21 protein-coding genes and 1 riboswitch are annotated in these 19,431 nt (G+C 69.7%); of the genes, 16 read left to right on the forward strand and 5 right to left on the reverse strand.

The annotated features are described in order from the left end of the window. Window positions 1-160: 160 nt before the first annotated feature. The 3 genes from ABIE38_RS08425 to ABIE38_RS08435 all read right to left on the reverse strand — a co-directional run bounded on the left by ABIE38_RS08425 (window position 161) and on the right by ABIE38_RS08435 (window position 4,592). Window positions 161-700, reverse strand: a complete 540-nt coding sequence (locus ABIE38_RS08425) for a hypothetical protein (RefSeq protein ID WP_354055313.1) — start codon at window positions 698-700, stop codon at window positions 161-163. Between the two features lie 80 nt (window positions 701-780). Further along, a complete protein-coding gene (locus tag ABIE38_RS08430; protein WP_354055315.1) occupies window positions 781-3,171 on the reverse strand; it encodes a polynucleotide kinase-phosphatase in 2,391 nt (796 codons plus the stop codon). After that, entirely contained in the window at window positions 3,168-4,592 is a 1,425-nt protein-coding gene (locus ABIE38_RS08435; protein ID WP_354055317.1) for a 3' terminal RNA ribose 2'-O-methyltransferase Hen1, read from the reverse strand. Before ABIE38_RS08435 ends, ABIE38_RS08430 begins: the two co-directional genes overlap by 4 nt. Window positions 4,593-4,767: 175 nt before the next feature. Here ABIE38_RS08435 and efeU point away from each other — a divergent pair, with 175 nt between their 5' ends. The 3 genes from efeU to efeB are packed head-to-tail and all read left to right on the forward strand — an operon-like array spanning window position 4,768 to window position 8,226. Further along, window positions 4,768-5,685 carry an iron uptake transporter permease EfeU gene (gene efeU / locus ABIE38_RS08440; RefSeq protein WP_354055319.1) on the forward strand — a complete coding sequence of 306 codons (918 nt, stop codon included), beginning with the start codon at window positions 4,768-4,770 and terminating at the stop codon, window positions 5,683-5,685. Further along, entirely contained in the window at window positions 5,682-6,872 is a 1,191-nt protein-coding gene (efeO, locus tag ABIE38_RS08445) for an iron uptake system protein EfeO (protein WP_354055321.1), read from the forward strand. Before efeU ends, efeO begins: the two co-directional genes overlap by 4 nt. A gap of 1 nt (window position 6,873) precedes the next feature. Beyond that, window positions 6,874-8,226, forward strand: coding sequence for an iron uptake transporter deferrochelatase/peroxidase subunit (gene efeB, locus ABIE38_RS08450; protein WP_354055323.1), 1,353 nt, complete (start codon window positions 6,874-6,876; stop codon window positions 8,224-8,226). 60 nt (window positions 8,227-8,286) lie between these two features. Here the strand turns inward: efeB and ABIE38_RS08455 are convergent, their stop codons facing one another. Then, window positions 8,287-8,589 carry a helix-turn-helix transcriptional regulator gene (locus ABIE38_RS08455; RefSeq protein ID WP_354055325.1) on the reverse strand — a complete coding sequence of 101 codons (303 nt, stop codon included), beginning with the start codon at window positions 8,587-8,589 and terminating at the stop codon, window positions 8,287-8,289. A gap of 277 nt (window positions 8,590-8,866) precedes the next feature. Here ABIE38_RS08455 and ABIE38_RS08460 point away from each other — a divergent pair, with 277 nt between their 5' ends. The 8 genes from ABIE38_RS08460 (at window position 8,867) to ABIE38_RS08495 (ending at window position 14,147) form a co-directional block, all read left to right on the forward strand. Further along, window positions 8,867-9,886: a sodium-dependent bicarbonate transport family permease gene (locus ABIE38_RS08460; RefSeq protein ID WP_354055327.1), complete on the forward strand. Its 1,020-nt coding sequence runs from the start codon at window positions 8,867-8,869 to the stop codon at window positions 9,884-9,886. Between the two features lie 14 nt (window positions 9,887-9,900). After that, window positions 9,901-10,191 carry a P-II family nitrogen regulator gene (locus tag ABIE38_RS08465; protein WP_354055329.1) on the forward strand — a complete coding sequence of 97 codons (291 nt, stop codon included), beginning with the start codon at window positions 9,901-9,903 and terminating at the stop codon, window positions 10,189-10,191. Between the two features lie 56 nt (window positions 10,192-10,247). Further along, window positions 10,248-10,458, forward strand: a riboswitch (cobalamin riboswitch). A 36-nt stretch (window positions 10,459-10,494) separates the two neighbouring features. Then, window positions 10,495-11,235 carry an energy-coupling factor ABC transporter permease gene (locus ABIE38_RS08470; RefSeq protein ID WP_354055331.1) on the forward strand — a complete coding sequence of 247 codons (741 nt, stop codon included), beginning with the start codon at window positions 10,495-10,497 and terminating at the stop codon, window positions 11,233-11,235. Further along, window positions 11,232-11,594, forward strand: a complete 363-nt coding sequence (locus ABIE38_RS08475) for an energy-coupling factor ABC transporter substrate-binding protein (RefSeq protein ID WP_354055333.1) — start codon at window positions 11,232-11,234, stop codon at window positions 11,592-11,594. Before ABIE38_RS08470 ends, ABIE38_RS08475 begins: the two co-directional genes overlap by 4 nt. Before the next feature lie 15 nt (window positions 11,595-11,609). Beyond that, window positions 11,610-12,338, forward strand: a complete 729-nt coding sequence (gene cbiQ, locus ABIE38_RS08480; protein ID WP_354055335.1) for a cobalt ECF transporter T component CbiQ — start codon at window positions 11,610-11,612, stop codon at window positions 12,336-12,338. Then, a complete protein-coding gene (locus tag ABIE38_RS08485) occupies window positions 12,335-13,135 on the forward strand; it encodes an energy-coupling factor ABC transporter ATP-binding protein (RefSeq protein ID WP_354055337.1) in 801 nt (266 codons plus the stop codon). Before cbiQ ends, ABIE38_RS08485 begins: the two co-directional genes overlap by 4 nt. Before the next feature lie 342 nt (window positions 13,136-13,477). After that, window positions 13,478-13,681, forward strand: a complete 204-nt coding sequence (locus ABIE38_RS08490; protein ID WP_354055339.1) for a hypothetical protein — start codon at window positions 13,478-13,480, stop codon at window positions 13,679-13,681. Next, the gene (locus ABIE38_RS08495; RefSeq protein WP_354055341.1) at window positions 13,665-14,147 is read left to right on the forward strand and encodes a BLUF domain-containing protein; all 483 of its coding nucleotides are present in this window, start codon (window positions 13,665-13,667) and stop codon (window positions 14,145-14,147) included. The genes ABIE38_RS08490 and ABIE38_RS08495 overlap by 17 nt, the downstream gene beginning before the upstream one ends. A gap of 12 nt (window positions 14,148-14,159) precedes the next feature. Here the strand turns inward: ABIE38_RS08495 and ABIE38_RS08500 are convergent, their stop codons facing one another. Next, a complete protein-coding gene (locus ABIE38_RS08500; RefSeq protein WP_354055343.1) occupies window positions 14,160-14,363 on the reverse strand; it encodes a hypothetical protein in 204 nt (67 codons plus the stop codon). A gap of 46 nt (window positions 14,364-14,409) precedes the next feature. Between ABIE38_RS08500 and ABIE38_RS08505 the strand changes: the two genes are divergently transcribed. The 5 genes from ABIE38_RS08505 to ABIE38_RS08525 all read left to right on the forward strand — a co-directional run bounded on the left by ABIE38_RS08505 (window position 14,410) and on the right by ABIE38_RS08525 (window position 19,320). Then, the gene (locus ABIE38_RS08505) at window positions 14,410-14,919 is read left to right on the forward strand and encodes a CGNR zinc finger domain-containing protein (RefSeq protein ID WP_354055345.1); all 510 of its coding nucleotides are present in this window, start codon (window positions 14,410-14,412) and stop codon (window positions 14,917-14,919) included. 44 nt (window positions 14,920-14,963) lie between these two features. Next, a complete protein-coding gene (locus ABIE38_RS08510; protein ID WP_354055347.1) occupies window positions 14,964-15,869 on the forward strand; it encodes a DUF5996 family protein in 906 nt (301 codons plus the stop codon). Between the two features lie 132 nt (window positions 15,870-16,001). Continuing rightward, on the forward strand, window positions 16,002-16,706 hold the full coding sequence (locus ABIE38_RS08515) for a TetR/AcrR family transcriptional regulator (RefSeq protein ID WP_354055349.1): 705 nt from the start codon (window positions 16,002-16,004) through the stop codon (window positions 16,704-16,706). A gap of 5 nt (window positions 16,707-16,711) precedes the next feature. After that, entirely contained in the window at window positions 16,712-17,665 is a 954-nt protein-coding gene (locus tag ABIE38_RS08520) for an ABC transporter ATP-binding protein (RefSeq protein ID WP_354055574.1), read from the forward strand. Beyond that, window positions 17,662-19,320 carry an ABC transporter permease gene (locus ABIE38_RS08525; RefSeq protein ID WP_354055351.1) on the forward strand — a complete coding sequence of 553 codons (1,659 nt, stop codon included), beginning with the start codon at window positions 17,662-17,664 and terminating at the stop codon, window positions 19,318-19,320. Before ABIE38_RS08520 ends, ABIE38_RS08525 begins: the two co-directional genes overlap by 4 nt. Window positions 19,321-19,431 lie beyond the last annotated feature (111 nt).

Raw genomic sequence — 19,431 nt, forward strand, 5'->3', positions numbered from 1 at the left:
AGACCGACGTGTACTACTCGGCATTGCGGTCGCCGCCCTCATGGTGTGTGCCGTCCGCTGCTCCCGCTCCCGATACGGCACACCTCGATGAGCTCCGCCTGTGACTCGTGCTGCGGGACCGCTCCGCGGAGGTAGACGGTCCCCGACAGTGGATGACTCACTAGCTGCCGCTCATCCGATACCAGGACGTATCGGCGAGTGGCTGGTACGAGAAGTACCCGCGGGATTCGTCGGGAACCGACGTCGCGTGCGTGAACCCGGCGTAGGTCACCCAGTTCGTGTGCGTGATGAAGCGCAGGTGGCCGTCGTGGCTGCGGTCGACAAAGACGACGCGGTAGCGACCGAGCCGGGTGTCAGCGAAGGACTCGAGATGGCGGCCGTTCTCGATCTCGGTGACCGCGTCCGAGAAGTCGTCGTGCGAGGCCGACCACCTCACATCGAACGGAATCGAGGTTTCAGCCAGGACCACACCTGCCAGAACGACGACCGGGACCACTGCCAGCGGCCACCATCCGCCCGCGACCTCCTGACGCCGTAGCCACACCTGGGCACTGCGCGTGAGCCATGCCGCGGCGAGGAACACGAGCAGGAACCCCCCGATGACGTCCTCCATTCCCAGGCTGGCCGGCTGGGACGCCGCATGAACGGCGAGTGCTGCCCAGATCGTGCCGAGTGCCACCAGCAGCACACCTGCGGGCACCCGTCGACGGCGCGACGACGACGGGCGTGACGAGGCAGACCGTGCAGCGGCATCCCTGTCCGGGGTCCCCGAGCAGTCCGTCACAGCCGAGGATCGACCGGTTCGGACTCCATGGCCAGGACGCCGAAGACGCACTGGTGGATCCGCCAGGTCGGCTCGCCCGTTGCGGCCCGGCGCGCGCCCTCGAGTCCGAGCGCGTACTCCCGTAGCGCCATGGAGCGCTTCTGTCCGAGCGAGCGATTCTTGAGGCCGGCCAGTGTCCCCGGGGTGGTGTAGTCGGCGCCGTAGATGATGCGCAGGTACTCACGTCCGCGGACCTTGAGTCCGGGTTGGACCAGGCCCTTCTTCCCTCGGGTGAGGTTGGACAGCGGCTTGACGACCATGCCCTCACCACCAGCTGAGGTGAGATCGTCCCACCAGCGCACTCCCGCCGCGCGGGAGTCGTTGTCGGCGACATCGACGTCGAGGCGGCGGGTGGTGCGGAACAGTTCCGGGTCGGCGACGACGAGTCGGTCCGCCAGGTCCAGGTGCCAGTGATGGTCGCGGTTCTCGTAGGTGCCGGCGTCGCTGGCCACGACCTGGAACGGAGCGATCTGCAGGCCTAGCTCGTTGTCGACCGGCTGGATATAGCGACGGTAGGCCTCGACGAACCTCACGGCATTGCCCGCTCGAGTGCGGGTTCGGGAGAGCACGTCCTCGACGTCGATGCCGCGTTCGGCGGCGGCGTCGAGCACGTCGAGGGCGGAGGCGAGGGAGGTGGTAGCGGCGGCGCCCACTGCGGCGTACTGGCCTCGGATCATCGGCTCGGCCTTGAGCGTCCACGGCAGGATCTCGGTGTCGAGAAGCAACCAGGTGGCACCCAGGTCCTCCCACACCCCGGCGACTGTGGCCGCTCGAGCGATCCGCTGCAGGACGACCGACTGCTGATCGTCCGGAAGGAACGCGCGACCGGTGCGGGTGTGAATCACCCCGCTGCCCTGGTCGGTCACGCGCACGACGGCGCGGGAACCCATGTGCTTCTCCTGGCAGATCACCCGATCGACTCCGTGCGCGGCGAAGTAGTCGAACGCCTGATCAGGGTGTTCGAGGAGGTTCTCGCGTGGGGAGCTGTCCACCGGGGACATCGTCGGAGGGAGGTAGAAGAGCTGCTCCGGGTCGACGGCGAAGCGGCTCATCACCTCCAGCGCCCCGGCCGCGTTGTCGTCGCGCATCGACACCCGTCCCATGTACTGGGTCTCGATCACCCGGGGCCCGAGTACATCGGTCAGCTTCAGCGTCGCGGGATCCCGTTCGGGCGGCGCCGGGGGCCGGATCGGCTCGTAGTAGGTGTCCTGGGCGGGCACCGAGACGATCTGGCGTTCCGGGTAGCGAAGTGCGGTCAGGGACCCGCCGAACACGCACCCGGTGTCCAGGCACAGCGTGTTGTTGACCCACTCGGTCTCGGTGACCGGGGTGTGCCCGTACAGCACCGTCGCTGATCCGCGGTAGTCCTCGGCCCACGGATATCGGACGGGTAGGCCGAACTCATCTGTCTCGCCGCTGGTGTCTCCGTACAGGGCAAACGCGCGTACCCGCCCGGATGCGCGACCGTGGTACTTCTCCTTCAGACCGGCGTGTGCCACGACCAGGTTGCCGTCGTCCAGGACGTAGTGCGCCACGAGCCCGTCACAGAACGCACGTGTCCTGGCGACGAACGAGCCGTCCTCTGTCGCCAACTGGTCGAGGGTCTGCTGCAGACCATGGGTGGCCTTGACGGACCCCCGCCCCAGTGCCTTGGCGAGCTTTGCCTCAAGATTTCCCGACACGCACAGGGCGTTACCGGACTCGACCATGCCCATCGCCAACCTCAGGACTCCCGGAGAGAGCGTCCCGAGCAGCTCCTCCAGCTCGGCGCGGCACCCGTGGACATCGCCGATCACGTCGAACGGCCCGTGATCGTCGCGGCGGTCGTTGAACAACCGGGTCCGGACGATCGAGGTCTCGGCCACCGCCTGCTCCGAATCCAGCACGTGGACGGAGCGAAACCCCTCCTTCTTGAGCCCGCGCAGCGAGCGGCGCAGTTGGCCCTGCTGGCGCTTGATCACCCGGGCGCCGAAGTCGCGATCCGCGCGGGCTTCGTTGCGCTCCACGGCCACCGCGGTGGGCAGGTCGAGCACGATGGCGGCGGCCAACACGTCGTGCTCCTTGGCCAGGGCAAGCAGGGACTTGCGGGCCGCCGGCTGCACATTGGTCGCGTCGATCACGGTCAGCAGTCCGCGTGCCAGGCGCTTGCCGGCGATGAACTCCAACACCGCGAACGCATCTGCGGTGGCGTCCTGGGCATTGGGGTCATCGCAGACCATCGCCCGGCAGTCGTCGCTGGAGATCACCTCTGTCGGGGCGAAGTGTGTCGCCGCGAAGGTCGACTTGCCGGAACCGCTCACACCGATGAGCAGGACCAGGGACAACTCGGGGATGGACAGTTCACTCATGCGGACACCTCCACCGGGGCGGACTGACTGAACACGGCCATCTGCGTCGGCGGCCCGACCTGCCCGTCGGGCTCGCCCACGGGACGGAATTCCACCTGATAGCCGTGGGCGCTGCCCACGGAGCGGGCCCAGGACTGGAACTGCTCCCGCGTCCACTCGAACCGATGGTCAGGATGCCGGAAGCCTCCTGCGGCCAGCGCCGGGTAGTGCACGTTGTACTCGACGTTGGGCGTGGTGATCACCACGTGCCGGGGATGCATCGCGCCGAACACGTTGCGCACCACAGCCGGCAGCCGGTCGGGGTCGACGTGCTCGATCACCTCCATGAGGATCGCCATGTCGAGATCGGCCAACCGTTCGTCCTCGTACATCAATGAGGAGCGCAGAAGCGACAGGCGGTCAGCCTGGCGTTCGGTCATCGAGTCCACGTGCAATCGCGTGGCAGCCTTGGACAAGGCGACGTCCGAGACCTCCGTGCCGATCACGCGTGCCACGCCCCGGACCTTGAGCAGGCCGCCCAGCAGGGCGCCTGAGCCGCAGCCCACATCGGCGATCGTGCTCGGCGCCAGGTCGCGGACCACCTCCAGAACGGCCTCGTGGCGCAGCCTGACCAGGGGACGAGGGGTGGCGGCATCGTCCGTTCCGGCCGCCTCGTCACGGACGTTCTCCGCGATGCGGTCATCGACTTCGGCGAGACGAGACAGGGCATCCTCGCGCAGAGCTCGTTGGCCGGCCAGGTAGCGGTGTGCCACCAGATCCCGTTCGGGGTGCCAGGGCAACCACTGGTCACCGGCACGCAGCAACTTGTCGACCTCGTCCCGGCCCACCCAATAATGCTTGGCCTCATCGAGGACGGGGAGCAGGACGTACAGGTGACTGAGCGCGTCCGTCAGGCGCACCGACCCGGTCAACGTCAGTCTCACCAGTGGCGCTGCGCCCCACTGGGGCCTGGTGGAATCGAACGCGATCGGCTCGGCCTGGACGTCCCATCCCAGAGGCGCGAACAACCGGCGTACGAGGCCGGGCTCACCGGGCACCGCCGGCAGCGAGATCGTCAGATCCAGGGGAGCCTCGACCAGGTCCTCGTAGCCGACACACTGACCGTTGAGCGCCGACCTGAACACCTTTCCCATCGCCACCGCCAGCAGTGAGGATGCGACGTACGGGCGGTCGTTGACGTAGTGCCCCAGCGCGAAGGCGTCACTGCGCCCGGAGCGTCCCCGGACCAGAGCGACCGCATCCACTTCAAGAAGCACCGCGGCAGTGCATGACTCTGTGCTGACCTCGGGGTAGAACACGTGCGCCGTGCCCGCGTACACCCCGAAGGACTGCACCTTGTCGGGATGCTTGTGCAGGAGGAATCCCAGATCACCTGGCGTGGTGAGCGCCTCCGAACGGCGGGCGGTGATCGTCAGTAACATGCGGGCCAGTGTGCCCCAGCTCGGTGGCCGCGGAGTCCTATTGCGCCGGGCCGGATCGAGGAGTAGAACTGCTCTCGCAGGAAGAACAGGTAAGCCTCTCCTAAGCTGCTGAATCGACCTCGCAGCCGGACCGCGCCGTGCGACCCGGGGACCCCGCACAGAACCCAGGTCAGTCGTGTTCCTCGCCAACTTCCTCATCGCCCTCCGCGAAGGGCTGGAGGCCGCCCTCGTGGTGGGCGTCCTCGTCGCCTATCTCGTCAAGGTCGGCCGCCGGGACCTCCTTCCCCGGCTGTGGGCGGGCGTCGCAGTGGCGGCCCTCGTCCCTCTGGCGGCGGGCGCGTTCATGACCTGGGGCCCGTACACCTTGACCTTCGCCGCCCAGGAGGTCCTCGGCGGCATCCTCAGCCTCCTCGCGGTGGCGTTGATCACCTGGATGATCCTCTGGATGGGCAGGCACGCCGCCGATCAGAAGGCCGGTCTGGAGTCGTCGATCGCCCGCGCAGTGGACCGGAGTGGCCGCGGCATCGTGTGGATCGCCCTGATCGCGGTCGGCCGGGAGTCACTCGAGACCGCGATGTTCGTCTGGGCCACCGCCCGCTCGACCATGGCGACCTCGGCGGCGGTCCCCGCCGTCGCGGTGCTGTGCGGCCTCGCCACCGCCGCTGTGCTCGGGGTGGCCATCTATGCCGGGGCCGTGCGGATCGACATCGGTGCCTTCTTCCGGTGGAGCGGGATCTTCCTCATCATCGTGGCCGCAGGCATCGTCTCCTACGGTCTCGGCGACCTCCAGGAGGCCTCCGTTCTGCCCGGGTGGGGCAACTGGGCCTACGACCTCTCGCACCTGGCGCCCACCTCCGGAATCGGCCTCCTGCCGTACACGCTCGCGGTGGCGATCGTGAACGTCAACCTCATGCCCACCTGGCTCCAGGTCCTCGGGTGGGTGGCCTACCTCGTCGTCGTCCTGCCCTTGTTCCTCCGTGCCTCGCGGCACCGCCCGCGCCCGGCCGCGGGCGGCGCCACAGGTTCCGCCCACCCCTCGGATCCCGACGCAGACCACACCGTTCCCGCCGACAAGGAAGTCATCACACGGTGAACCGATCCGCTTTCCGCAATCCCATCCTCGCGCTCCCACTGGGTGTCGGCGCCGCCATGGCTGTACTCTCCGGGTGCGTCGCCAACACAGACCCCTCCGGGCCGGGAAGTGCGGAGCCGCTCGAGGTGACGATCAACGGTGCGCAGTGCCAGGTCTCGGCCGCGGAGGCCCCGTCGGGGACGGCCCGATTCACGCTGGTCAACGCGGGAGACGAGCCCAACGAGTTCGAGATCCTCGCCGCCGACAAACTGCGGATCGTGGGGGAGCGGGAGAACCTCGGCCCCGGCACGACCACCGATTTCACCATCGTGCTCGAGCCCGGCACCTACTACACCGCCTGCAAGCCCAACATGGTCGGCGAGGTCACGGGGGTCGCCGAGTTCACCGTGACGGACTCAGGTGAGGAGATCGCGGTCTCCGAGGACGAGCAGGCACTGCGCGATGACGCAGTGGTGAGTTACACCGCCTACGTCAGGGATCAGGTGGGGGCCCTGCTCACGCGGACCGAGGAGTTCACGACGGCGTACACGACCGGGGATGTCGACCGGGCGCGCTACCTGTATCCCCGGGTGCGCATGCACTACGAGCGCATCGAGCCCACTGCCGAGGCGTTCGGCGACATCGACCCGGCACTCGACCTGCGTGAGGCGGACTCGCAGGAGTCGGGCGGAGCGTGGACCGGGTGGCACGTGATCGAGAAGGATCTGTGGCTGCCCGCCGGCCAGCCGGCGCTCACCCCGGACCAGGGCCGGGAGATGGCGGATGCTCTGAACCGCGACACCCGGATGCTCTACGACCTGGTGCACGCCGACGACTTCACGATCAGCCTCGACGAGATCTCCAACGGAGCCATCGCGTTGCTCGAGGAGGTGGCGACCACCAAGATCACGGGCGAGGAGGAGATCTTCTCGCACACGGACCTCTACGACATCCAGGCCAACCTCGAGGGAGCCGCGGTGGCCTTCGGCACCGTCCGCGAGCTCGCCGAACAGAAGGATGCCGAACTGGTCGCCGAGATCGACTCGCGCATCGACTCCCTCGCCTCCACGCTCGACGGCTATCGCAGCGGGGAGGACGGGTTCGTGCCGTTCACCGAGCTCGACGCCGCCGAGCGCAAGCAGCTCTCGGATGCCGTCAACGCCCTGCGTCGACCACTGGCCACGCTCACCGAGGTAGTTGTCGGCTGACATGGGCGAGCGGGCAGAGGAGAAGGCCGCCGGCCACCGCGCCCCCGACGGCGACCACGCCACGGGGGCCACCGCGACGCGCGGGTTCACCCGGCGCGCGGTGCTGGCCGGCGGCCTCGCGGGGGGTGTGGGAGCGGCGGCCGGGTTCGTGGGCGGGCGGGCGACGGTGGGTGGCGAAGTCCAGGGCGTCGGAGCAGCTGCGACCGGCGGACTGGCATACCCCTTCCGTGGCGACCACCAGCAGGGTGTCACCACCCCCGCCCAACAACAGATGCACCTCACGGCGTTCGATGTGACGGCCCGCGACCGGAGCTCCCTGATCGACCTGCTCACCGCGTGGACCCGCGCGGCCGAGAATCTCACCGCCGGGCTGCCGGTCGACTCGATGCGGGTGTCCAAGTCGGCGCCCCCCGACGACACCGGCGAGGCGTTCGACCTGGGTGCCTCCGGATTGACCATCACCATCGGCTTCGGCAAGACCCTGTTCCGGGATTCGCAAGGGCTCGACCGCTTCGGTCTCGCCGACCGGCTGCCCGCCCCTCTGGCCGAGGACATCCCGCGCATGGCGGCGGAGAAGATCGACGCCGCCCGGAGCGGCGGAGACCTCGTGGTCCAGGCCTGCGCCGAGGATCCGCTCGTGGCGCTGCACGCGATCCACAACCTCACCCGGATCGCCTTCGGCTGGGCCACCGTCAGGTGGACCCAGCTCGGCTACGGGCGGACCTCGTCCACCGGTCCCGGCCAGGCCACCCCGCGAAACCTCTTCGGCTTCCGAGACGGGACCGCGTCGCTGCGCGGGGACCAGGACGAGTTGCTCCGGGACTTCGTCTGGGTGGGCGACGGAGACGACGCCGCCGACTGGATGGCCGGCGGGACCTACCTCTGCGCCCGCAAGATCCGGATGACCATGGAGGTGTGGGACGAACTCCCACTGCGAGATCAGGAGAACGCGGTCGGGCGGGACAAGATCTCCGGCGCACCTTTGTCGGGTGGCGACGAGTTCAGCGCCCCCGACTTCACCGCGCGCTCGACGGGCGGCTCACCCGCCATCCCCGAGGCCAGCCACCTGGCGCTGATGCACCCCACCCGGAACGCCGGGGTGCACATGCTCCGGCGCGGCTACAACTACACCGACGGCTCGGACGAACTGGGACGGCTGGACGCCGGCCTGTTCTTCATCGCCTTCGTCCGCGACCCGCGCCGACACTTCACACCGCTCCTCGCCCGCATGCAGTTCGACCTGCTCACCGAGTACCTGCAGCACCTGACCAACTCGGTGTTCGCGATTCCCCCAGGCTTGCGGGACGGGCAGACCTATATCGGTCAGCAACTGTTGGAGACGGCCACCGGCTAGGACTCCTGGGCGGCTGCGGTGGACCTGACCCCTGCGGTGTCAGGCCTGGGGGCACGGCGGTCACACGCTCTGGTCGCGAGCGCCCTTCCGCGGTGCCCCCAGCACGCTGAGGATCTCCCCGACCATGTGGTCCCGCTCGAGTGGGTGACGCAGGGGCAGGTCCCGGTTGAGGCTGTAGCGGTTGCGGCGCCCGTCCCGGATCCGCTGGAGGTACCCGGCCTCCTCCAGCTCGGCCACGATCCGCTGGGTGGCGCGCTCGGTGATCCCGACCGCGTCGGCGATGTCGCGCAGTCGCGTCTCGGAGTCCTGCGCGATGCACAACAGGACGTGCGCGTGATTGGTGAGAAACGTCCACTCCGCCACCACATCACCCCATCACAGACGACTTCCGAGTGCCATTTTGCCTGACGTGAATCACGGTACGCATGTGGGCGTCCTCGGACCCCGGCCTTCCGCGGCCCCGCTCCGTCCGCCACGCCGCAATGCACGACACAAATTTAGCCTGTTATAAAACATGTCTTGCGAATCGTGTATTGTCCTTCCTGTTACTCGCTCGGAACAGGCGGATCGCACGCCACCACGGGGATCCGCTCGTCCCACTCGGCGGCGCACGGACTCCGGTCAGATCAGGGGAGACTCGATGGACCTCAGCATTCTCGGCAGCCTCACGGACCCGCCGATCCTGTTCTTCTTCCTGGGGCTGTTCGTCGCCGCGGTGCGCTCCAACCTGGAGATCCCGGCCCCCGTCACCAAGTTCCTGTCGCTCTACCTGCTCATGGCGATCGGGTTCAAGGGTGGCCAGGCTCTGCGCGAGACCGGCCTGACCGGTCGTGCCGCGGCGGTGGTCGGCATCGCCCTCCTCCTGGCCCTGGTGATCCCTGCACTGGGCTTCCTGGTCCTGCGGCGCAGGGTGAACGAGTTCGACGCGGCCGCCATCGCCGCGACCTACGGGTCGGTCAGCGCGGTGACCTTCATCGCCGCGACGCAGTTCGTGACCGCCCGTGGGGAGGAGCCCGGCGGGTACATGACGGTCGCCCTGGTGCTCATGGAATCGCCCGCGATCATCATGGCGGTGCTTCTCGCCACCTGGGCACGGTCACGTCAACGCTCAGCCCAGATGGCGGGCGAGACGGGGGCCGGAGCCTCCGGTCCCGCGTCGGGCGCACCCCTGTCGATGCGGGCGATCCTCCACGAGGCGTTCACCGACGGCGCGCACCTGCTGCTGATCGGGTCGCTCGTGATCGGCACCGTGGTGGGGGCCGACGCCGGCGAGGCCATGTCCCCGTTCGTCAACGACATGTTCAAGGGCCTGCTGGCCTTCTTCCTGCTCGAGATGGGACTGCTCGTCGCTCGTCAGCTGCGCGAGGTCCGTGACGTCGGGCCGTTCCTCATCGGGTTCGGCATCGTGATGCCGCTGGTCGGAGCATCGATGGCACTGTCCCTGGGTGCCCTGGCCGGGTTGCCGGTCGGCGACCTGACCATGCTCGCCGTGCTGGCGGCGAGCGGGTCCTACATCGTCGTGCCGGCCGTCGTGCGCTACGCGATCCCCGAGGCGCGGCCGTCCCGGTACTTCACAATGGCCCTTGCCGTGACATTCCCGTTCAACATCGTCGTCGGCATTCCGCTCTACTACACCGTCGCCCAGTACCTGGGCGCCTGAGGCGAGGAGATCCCATGAGAGACGTCAAGAGGATCGAACTGGTGGTGGAGTCCGGGGTCGCCGGGAGGTTCCTCGGCGCGCTGGACTCGCTGGGCCTGACCCACCGCACCGTGATCCCCGGTATCTACGGGCGGGGCCAGCACGGTGAGCGCGGCGGGGACCCCTTCTCCACGTTCGACAACACCTTCGTGCTCGTCGCGGTCGACCCCGACAGGATCGACGAGGTCCTCCAGTCACTGCGACCCCTTCTGCAGTCAGTCGGTGGCATGTGTCTGGTCTCGGACGCCCAGTCGGTGCGGTACTGAGCCGGCGCCGGAGCCGCACCGGGTCGGTACCGCGGGGCCGGCAGCCGGGAGGGGGATAGGATCTGCTCAGCTGCGGTGTTCGGGAACCCGGTGTGAGACCGGGGCGGCCCTCGCCACTGTGAACGGATGATGTCGCCAGTCCTCTGTGCCACTGCTCGCACGCGTTGTGTGGGTGGGAAGGCGGACCGGCGGCGATCCGGCCCATCCCTCCGGGGTGGGCCGGGGGAACCCGTGAGCCAGGAGACCGGCCGTGGCTGCCACCACGAGTGCCCGCGAGGTGATGGGCAGAAAGGTCTCAGGCACATGCATATCGCAGAGGGTTTCCTCCCCTCGGTGCACGCTGTGGCATGGACGGTCGTCGCGGCGCCGTTCGTGATCCACGGCGCGCGCGAGGTCATCAGGACGGTCCAGCGGACACCGGAGGCGGGCGTCCTGCTCGGCGTGGCCGGGGCGTTCACGTTCGTCATGTCGGCCGTCAAGCTCCCGTCGGTGACGGGCTCCAGCTCGCACCCCACCGGGACCGGCCTGGGGACGATCATCTTCCGGCCCCCCGTCATGGCCTTCGTCGCCACCGTGGTGTTGATCTTCCAGGCGTTGCTACTCGCGCACGGGGGCCTCACCACGCTCGGCGCGAACGTGTTCTCCATGGGGGTCGCCGGGCCGTGGGTCGCCTACGGCGCGTTCGTCCTGTGTCGACGGGTCGCGGTGCCGCTGCTCGGCGCGGTCTTCGTCGCCGCGTTCCTCGCCGACCTGGTGACGTATCTCGTCACCAGCGCCCAGCTCGCACTGGCGTTCCCGAGCGCCGAGCACGGCCTGTGGCACTCGATGGCCGAGTTCCTCGCCGTCTTCGCGATCACCCAGATCCCGCTGGCGATCGTCGAGGCCCTGATCGTCGTGGTGATCGTCAGCGTGCTCCTGCGTATCGCCTCCCGCGAGCTCGACCTGGTGGGCTTCTTCCGGAGGGCGCGACTCGCCGGAGCGGGAACCTTCGCGGATCCCGGGGACCGTACCGATCGGGTCGAGGCCACGGAGCCGGTGCGATGAACGGGAGGAAGCACGTCAGCGTATGGGTGCTCGTGGGACTGGTCGCCGTGGCGTTCGCGATCGCGGTGTTCTCCCTGGTCTACGGCGCCGGGGCGGGCGGCGAGTTCGAGGGTGCGGACGGTCAGGCCGAGGGGACCATCAGCGAGGTCTCTCCCGACTACGAGCCGTGGTTCGAGCCGCTCCTGCCCGAGCTGCCGGGGGAGGTCGAATCAGGAGTGTTCGCCCTCCAGGCCGGGATCGGCGGCGGGATCGTGGGATACGGACTCGGCGTCCTACGGACGCGCAGCAGACAGCGCCGGGAGAGCGCGGCGGGTGCGGCGACCACGTCGGCGGCGGCCACGGGTCCGACCGGGCACTGACCGACCGAGCACCAGGTGAACCCACTCGAACTCGCGGCCTCCCACAACCGCTGGTCGGACCTCCCGGTGGCCGAGAAGCTGCTGCTCTTCGGCGGTCTGCTGGTGGCGGCACTGCTCGTGCCGCCACCGGGGGGCCACGTGGCGATCCTGGCCGTCTGCTGCTACTGCGCACTTGCGCTGGCCCGCGTCCCCGCCAGGATCTACCTCGCGGCGTTGCTCGCCCCCGTCGCGTTTCTGGTCCTGGGAACCGGACCCCTCGTCCTGGACCTGGTGGACTGGCGACTCGTGGTGGATCCGGGCGGGGTCGACACCGCGTGGCGGACGGTGAGCAGGGCGATCGCCGCGACGGCCGCCACCATCACCTTGGCGTGCACCACGCCCGTCGCCGACCTCCTGGCCGCCGGCCGGCGGGCCGGGCTGCCCGCCCCGCTGGCTCACGTCGTGGACACCACCTACCGGCTCATCGGCCTGCTCATCGACTCCGCCCGTACGCTGCGGCATTCCCACGACCTCAGGCTCGGACACCGCACCGCCCGGGCCGCGATCACCTCTGTCGGGACGCAGTTCGCCTCGGTCTTCGTCCTGTCCGTCAGGCGGGCACGGGCGATCGACGACGCCATGTCCATGCGCGCCGAGCGCGGCCAGACCGCGGTGCTCGCCGAGGCGGCCCCGGTCTCGGCGGCCCGCCTGCTCGTCATCTGTCTGGTTCTCGTGTCCGTCTCGATACTGGGGGTCCTCACGTGACCGTCCTCGCGCTGCGCGGTGCCCGGTTCTCCTACCGGCGACTCGACGCCCACGGCGGCCACACCCACACCGTGCTCGACGGCGCCGACCTGACGATCCCCGCCGGGGCGAAGCTGGCGCTCCTCGGCGGTAACGGCAGTGGCAAGACCACGCTGATGCGGCTGCTCGTGGGCCTGAACCGCCTCGAGGCGGGGGAGCTGGAGCTCGACGGCGAGCGGATCCGGGACCGCCGCGCCGACCGCACCCGCCTGCGGCAGTCGGTGCAGATGGTGCTCCAGGAACCCGACGACCAGATCTTCGCCACGACCGTGCGGGCCGACGTCTCCTTCGGCCCGGTGAACCTCGGAGTGGATCGCGCCGAGGTGGCCCGCCGGGTCGACGAGGCCTTGTCGGCGCTGGCGATCACCGAGCTCGCCGACCGCGTCCCCCACCACCTGTCCTTCGGGCAGCGCAAGAGGGTGGCCCTGGCGGGAGCGCTGGCGATGCGGCCCCGCGTCCTGCTCCTCGACGAGCCGACGGCCGGGCTCGACGCGCTCTCCTGTGAGGAGTTGCTGGCGGCGCTGGAGTCACTTCGCGCCGCGGGGGCCGCGATCCTCATGGCCACGCACGATGTCGATCTCGCCTGGGCCTGGGCGGACGACGCGGTGGTGCTCTCGGGCGGAGCGCTGACCCGCGGCCCCGTCCACGGCGTGCTGCAGGACGAGGGGCTCCTCGCCGCGGCCCGGCTCACCACTCCGTGGGGGGCCGCCGTGTCACGCCGGCTGGGCCGGACTGTGGTGCGGCCGGGAGAGGTCTGATCGCGTCCGCGACCAGCAGGGCACTCGCCCGCCTTCCGGATGTGGCCGGTGCCAGCGGTGGCGCAGGACCCGGGCGCACACCATGATGGCACCGTGTGCCGCTATGGCGGACAGCGTCAGCAGGATGTGAGTTCTCAGAAACGAAGAGTAGTGCGGGGTCGGGTGACACGTCGATGCGCATCCCTCCCTTGTTCGGCCGCGCGGCGGCAGCGTCTCCCGGTGACGTGGCTCGGGCCACGTTCTTCTCGACGTGTACGGCAGTGGGTGAGACACCTTGGAGAGGAATAAGGGGTGGGAGTGACTTCGGCAATCGAAGGATACGAGGAAATACGATGGTCCCAGGTGGAAGACAGCTTCTTCGTCGGTAGTTTCCGCGGGAACTTCGTGGGGTACATCGACCAGAATTCTGACGGCAGTTTCACCTGCTACGACAGGATGTCGAGACCGCACGGCGAGTCCGGTTCGCTGGACGAGGCGATCTCCAGCCTGAATGATCTGTACTTCTCCGATGCGAGCGAGGGAGAGCCGAATGTCGCTGGACGCTGAGTCCCCCACGTCGCCCGGTGCCGGACAGCTGAAGTATCTCGTGTACACGAGCGTGCCTGTGCGGAAGATGCTGCCGGGCGACCTGGAGTCCATTCTTTTCACCTCCAGGGAACGCAATCGTGCCGCCGGGATCACCGGTGTCCTCCTGTTCAGGAACAACTGCTTCATCCAGTTCCTCGAAGGCCCCCCGGCCGCGATCGACGAGTTGATGACGCGCATCGCCGCTGATGACAGGCACAGTCGTGTCCGGGTCCTGCTGACGGAACCTGCGGCCGAACGCAGCTTCGCCGACTGGAAGATGGGCTTCGGCATCCCCAAGGAGACGCGGTCGAGCGGGGTCGACGGCGTGCGGGACAGCTTCAACGACCTCACCGGCGGGTCGAGCTACGACGTCGTCCGTCGGGCCGCCGAGGACTTCTCGATCTGGTTCAAGGTCAAGGAGCGCTCGATCTCGACCACCGCCTGAGCGCCGACCGTTCTACACCCGGGCGACGGGCACGCCGGCGCGCAGGATGCGATGCGCCCCGCAGTGGCAGGACTCGTAGGCCACGGTGCCCTCGCTGGTCGGGTGGGACGAGCGGCGACGCCAGTCGTGCTGATGCCGGCCCGGGTCCGCAGGCTGCGGAATGGGGACGCCGTGATCGCGGTGGAGGTCGGTGGGTGAACAGGCTGATGTGGTCATGCGCTGACTGTGGTGCAATGGGTCAGTGCAGTTCAACCATGGCAATATGGTCGGCCCGACCCTCGCGGCGGAGTTGGCCTCGCTCGCCGCGCGGTCGTGGGACGCCGATGTGGCCGTCGGCGTGCTCCGCGCCCACGGCGTCCGCAGGCCCGATCTCGACGAGGCGGAGTCGAAGCGCCTACGGGAGTGGGCGTCGCGGCTGAGGGCACCGTTCTCGGCGCCGGACGTGGACTCCACGTGCGGCGCGATCAACGAGCTGCTGGAATCGGCCGCGTCGAGGCCGTCCCTGAGCACGCACGACGGGCACAAGCCCCACCTGCACTTCGCGGCCGACGGCGACGACGTGGTCGAGCGCGTCAGGGCCATCACCGCAGGCGGTCTGGCGATCTTCGCCGTCGAGTCGGAGGGCGGCCGTCTGGGGGCCTGTCTCCGCGCGGGGTGTCCCGAGGTGTTCGTCGACACCAGCCGGAACGGCGGGCGGCGCTACTGCAGCGCTCGGTGCGGTAACCACGACGCCGTCCAGCGGCACCGGGCCCCCGGCCGTCGTCGCGGGTGACGCGGGGGGTGTCGGACGGCCCCGAGATCGGGGATCATGTGTCGATGGAGACGCGAGACGAGCCCTGGCCGGCCCTGCCCCTGGAGTCGTGGATCGACACCAGGGACACCCTCCACCTGTGGACCCAGATCGTCGGGAAGACACGCATGGCCCTCGGGCCGGAGATCAACCACTGGTGGGGCATCCCGCTGTATGTGGACGCGCGGGGGCTCACCACGTCTTTGATGGTCGCCGGGCACCGCGGCCTGGAGATCCGCTTCGACTTCGTCAACCACGAACTGCTGATCCTCGTCACCGACGGCAGCACCCGCCGGATGGCGCTCGAACCGCGGACCGTCGCCGATTTCTACGCCGAGTACACCGGCCACCTCGGTGCCCTCGGGTTCGACGTGCCGATCGTCGGGACCCCGGTCGAACTGCCCGAGGTGATCCCGTTCGCCGAGGACACCACGCACGCGTCGTACGACGCCGACGCCGTGACCCGCTTCTGGAGGTCCCTGGTCAGCGCGCACGGAGTCTTCTCGACGTTCCGCGGTGGGTTCCGTGGGAAGTGCTCGCCCGTCCACTTCTTCTGGGGTGCGTTCGATCTGGCCGTCACCCGGTTCTCCGGACGCTCCGCCCCCGAGCATCCCGGCGGCGTCCCGAACTGCCCTGACCGGGTCATGCACGAGGCCTACAGCGACGAGGTGTCGAGCGCAGGGTATTGGCCGGGTGGCGCGGAGGAGGGCATCTTCTACGCGTACGCCTATCCCCACCCGGTGGGGTACGACACCCATCCGGCGGTCGAGGGCCCCGCGTACTGGGACGCCGAGTTGGGCGAATACGTGCTGCCGTACCACCTCGTGCGACAGGCGCCGGATCCCGACGCCCTGGTCCTGAGGTTCCTCGAGGAGACCCATCGCGCGGCGGAGGAGACGGCGGGCTGGGACCGGGTCCGGCCTCCCCGGTAGTTCGTCGGCGGGGGAGCGTCCGTCACCGCCGCGACGTGCACCCGCGCCGTGTGCGGCTCGTCGATCGTTGACCGGCCGCGTCTGTCGACGTACGCTGACTGAACATTCAGTCAGCCACAGGAGGCGGCCGCCATGCCCCACGAGGACCCGGCCCGTAGTGGGGCCGATCAAGGCAGGACCGAGCAGGGTGGAACCGAGCGAAGCGGAGTCGACCGCATCCTCGACGCGGCGATCTCCAGGTTCGGCGCGCACGGCGTCACGGGGACGAGCCTCAAGACCATCGCCGCCGAGGCTGGGGTGTCGCAGGCACTGATCCTCCACCACTTCGGGAGCAAGGACCGACTGCACCGGGCCTGCGACGAGCACGTGGTGCGGCTGGTGCGGCAGGGCAAGGAGTCCGCGATGGGTCAGGACCCGCAGCTGGACCCGCTCCAGTCGCTGCGGCAGATCGAGGACAGCCGCCCGCTGCTGCGCTACCTGGCCCGCACCCTCTCGGAGGGCGGCGATCACATCGCTCACCTCATCGACGAGATGGTCGCCGACGCAGAGGCCTACACCGGGGCCGCCGTCGAGGCCGGTCTCATCAAGCCCAGCGCCCATCCGCGCGAACGAGTCGTCGTGTTGACGCTCTGGTCACTGGGGTCGCTGGTCCTGCACGAGCACATGAACCGACTGCTCGGCGTGGACTTCCTCGACACAGAGGCTCCGCCGGAGAATCTCGCCCCCTACATGCTCCCGGTCGTGGAGCTGTTCACCCAGGGCCTGTTCGAGCCCGGCACCATCGACCGGTTCGCCGACGCCTTCGACACCTCTGACGACCCCCGGAAGGAGCAGTGAGCACCATGGACGACGTCGTGATCTCGGCGAGAGGACTGGTCAAGACCTTCGGCACCACGCGCGCCCTCGACGGTCTGGACCTCGAGGTGGCCCGGGGGGAGGTGCACGGCTTCCTCGGCCCCAACGGCGCCGGCAAGTCCACCACGATGCGCGTCCTGCTGGGCCTGCTCCGGGCCGACGGCGGCACGGTCAGGCTGCTCGGCGGCGACCCGTGGACCGACGCCGTCGAGCTCCACCGCAGACTCGCGTACGTGCCCGGGGACGTGGAACTGTGGCCCACCCTCACCGGCGGCGAGGCGATCGATCTGCTCGCCCGGCTGCGCGGTCCGCTCGACCGGCGCCGTCGCGACGCGCTGTGCGAGCGCTTCGACCTGGACCCCACCAAGAAGGCCCGCACCTACTCCAAGGGCAATCGGCAGAAGGTGGCGCTGATCTCCGCCCTGACCTCCGAGGTGGACCTGCTCCTGCTCGACGAGCCCACCGCGGGCCTGGACCCCCTCATGGAGGTCGTGTTCCAGGAGGCGATCGGTGAGGTCAAGGCCGCCGGCCGCACGGTCCTGCTCTCCAGTCACATCCTCGCGCAGGTCGAGGCGCTGGCGGACCGCATCTCCATCGTGCGGCAGGGCCGCACCGTCGAGACCGGGAGCCTGGAGGAGTTGCGCCACATGACCCGCACCACGATGGACGCCCGCACGGACCGACCGGCGGACGATCTGCGGCGGGTCGAGGGTGTCCACGATGTGGAGATCGACGACGACGAGGTCCGCTTCCGGGTCGACGGGGACAGTGTCGACGAGGCCGTCCGTGTACTCGCCCCACTGGGCGTCCGCTCGCTGGTCGCCCATCCGCCGACCCTCGAGCAGCTGCTCATGCGCCACTACGGCGACGGTGCTGGGGCCGGAACGAGGGAGGCCGAGACAGTGGAGACCCGGCCCGCGGCGCGGGGGACCGCCCGATGACCGGCAGCGCGATGACCACAACGGCCACCGCCACCCGCGAGCCCCCGAACCCGGGGTCCGGTTCCCCGCTGGCCGGCACCGGTACCCTCGTCCGGTTCTCCCTGAGGCGGGACCGGATCAAGCTCCCGGCCTGGGTCGGCGGCCTGGGGCTGTTCGTGGTCTACATCGGCGCGGCCCTCCCGCAGCTGGCGCCGACGGAGGACGACCTGGCCGCGGTGGTGCCCCTGTTCACCCAGCCGGTGGGCCGGATGTTCACCGGCCCGGCCTTCGGCATGGACGCCCCCACCTTCGAGCGGTTCTTCGCCGCCGGCTACGCCCCGTACCTGTTCCTGCTCGCCGCGCTCATGAACATCATGCTGGTCACCCGGCACACCCGCGTCGAGGAGCAGACCGGCCGCGCCGAGCTGATCCGCGCGAGCGTCACCGGCCGGCACTCCGCCCTCACCGCCACGCTGATCGTCGCCGCGATCACCAACGCCCTCGCGTGCGTGGTGGTCGCGGGACTGGCGATCGCAGGAGGGTTCGCCCCCCTCGGCTCGGTGCTCATCGGGCTGGGCACCGCGCTCACGGGGATGGCGTTCGCCGGGATCGCGGCGGTGACCGCGCAGCTCAGCGCCTACTCGCGGGCGGCGGCGGGACTGGCCGGGCTGGTGCTCGGGGTCTCCTTCATCCTCCGGGCCCTCGGCGACATGGCGGCCGTCGGGGGGACCGCCCTGTCCTGGGCCTCGCCCCTCGGGTGGGCGGCCCAGACGGCCCCCTACGTGTACGACCGCTGGTGGCCGCTGCTCCCCCTCGTCGTCGTCGCCGTGGCCGGTTCTGCTGCCGCCTACGTCCTGCAGTCACGCCGCGACTTCGGGGCGAGCCTCCTCGCCCCCCGTCCCGGTCCCGCCCATGCCGGCCGGTTCCTCGGACGGCCGCTGGGCCTGGCCGCGCGGCTCCAGCGCGGCGCCCTGCTCGGGTGGGGCGCGGCCATCGTCATCCTGGGAACGGTCAACGGCGCGTTCACCGACGCCATGCTCGGTGCGAGCGGGGACATGCCGCAGGCGATGCAGGACATGTTCGGTGCCCGGGGCCTGGTCGACGGGTACGTGGCCTTCCTCGGGACGTTCGTCGCCGTCCTCACCGCCGCCTACGCGGTCTACGCGACGCAGTCCCTCCGGGACGAGGAGGGCAGGGGTCGCGCCGACCTGATCCTGGCCACGCCCGTCAGCCGGATCTCGTGGGTGGGCGCCCACCTCACCGTGGTGGCCTGCGGTGCGGTGCTCATCCTGGCGGCCACCGGGGGCTGCACGGCGCTCGCCGCCGCCGTCGTCACCGGGGACACCTCGCTCGTCGGTGGGGTCATCGGCGCGCACCTCGGTGCCACCCCGGCGGTCCTGCTGGTGCTGGGGGTCTGCGCGGTGCTCTACGGGTGGGCGCCCCGGTTGACGGCGCCCGTCGGCTGGGCGGTGGTCGCGCTGATGTTCCTGGTGAGTAACTTCGCGGAGCTGCTGGACTTCCCCGAGTGGCTGCGGTCGCTCTCGCCCCTGCACCATCTCGCCGCCGTCCCGGTGGAGGAGTTCGCCCCGTCGCCGTTCGTGCTGGTCCTCGTGATGGCCGGCGCGCTCGTTGCCGCGGGACTGGTGGGGTTCAGGCGTCGGCAGGTCTCGGGCTGAGTGCACGGCGCAGAGCGGTAGGGGTGTCCGTGACGAACACTGAGTTCCCCGATCGGGTTCGACAGCACGCATCCCCATGACGCCAGCGAGGCCCGAGGGCGCGCCGCCGCT

This window comes from Dietzia sp. 2505, from assembly GCF_040546785.1.
Classification (GTDB): Bacteria; Actinomycetota; Actinomycetes; order Mycobacteriales; family Mycobacteriaceae; genus Dietzia.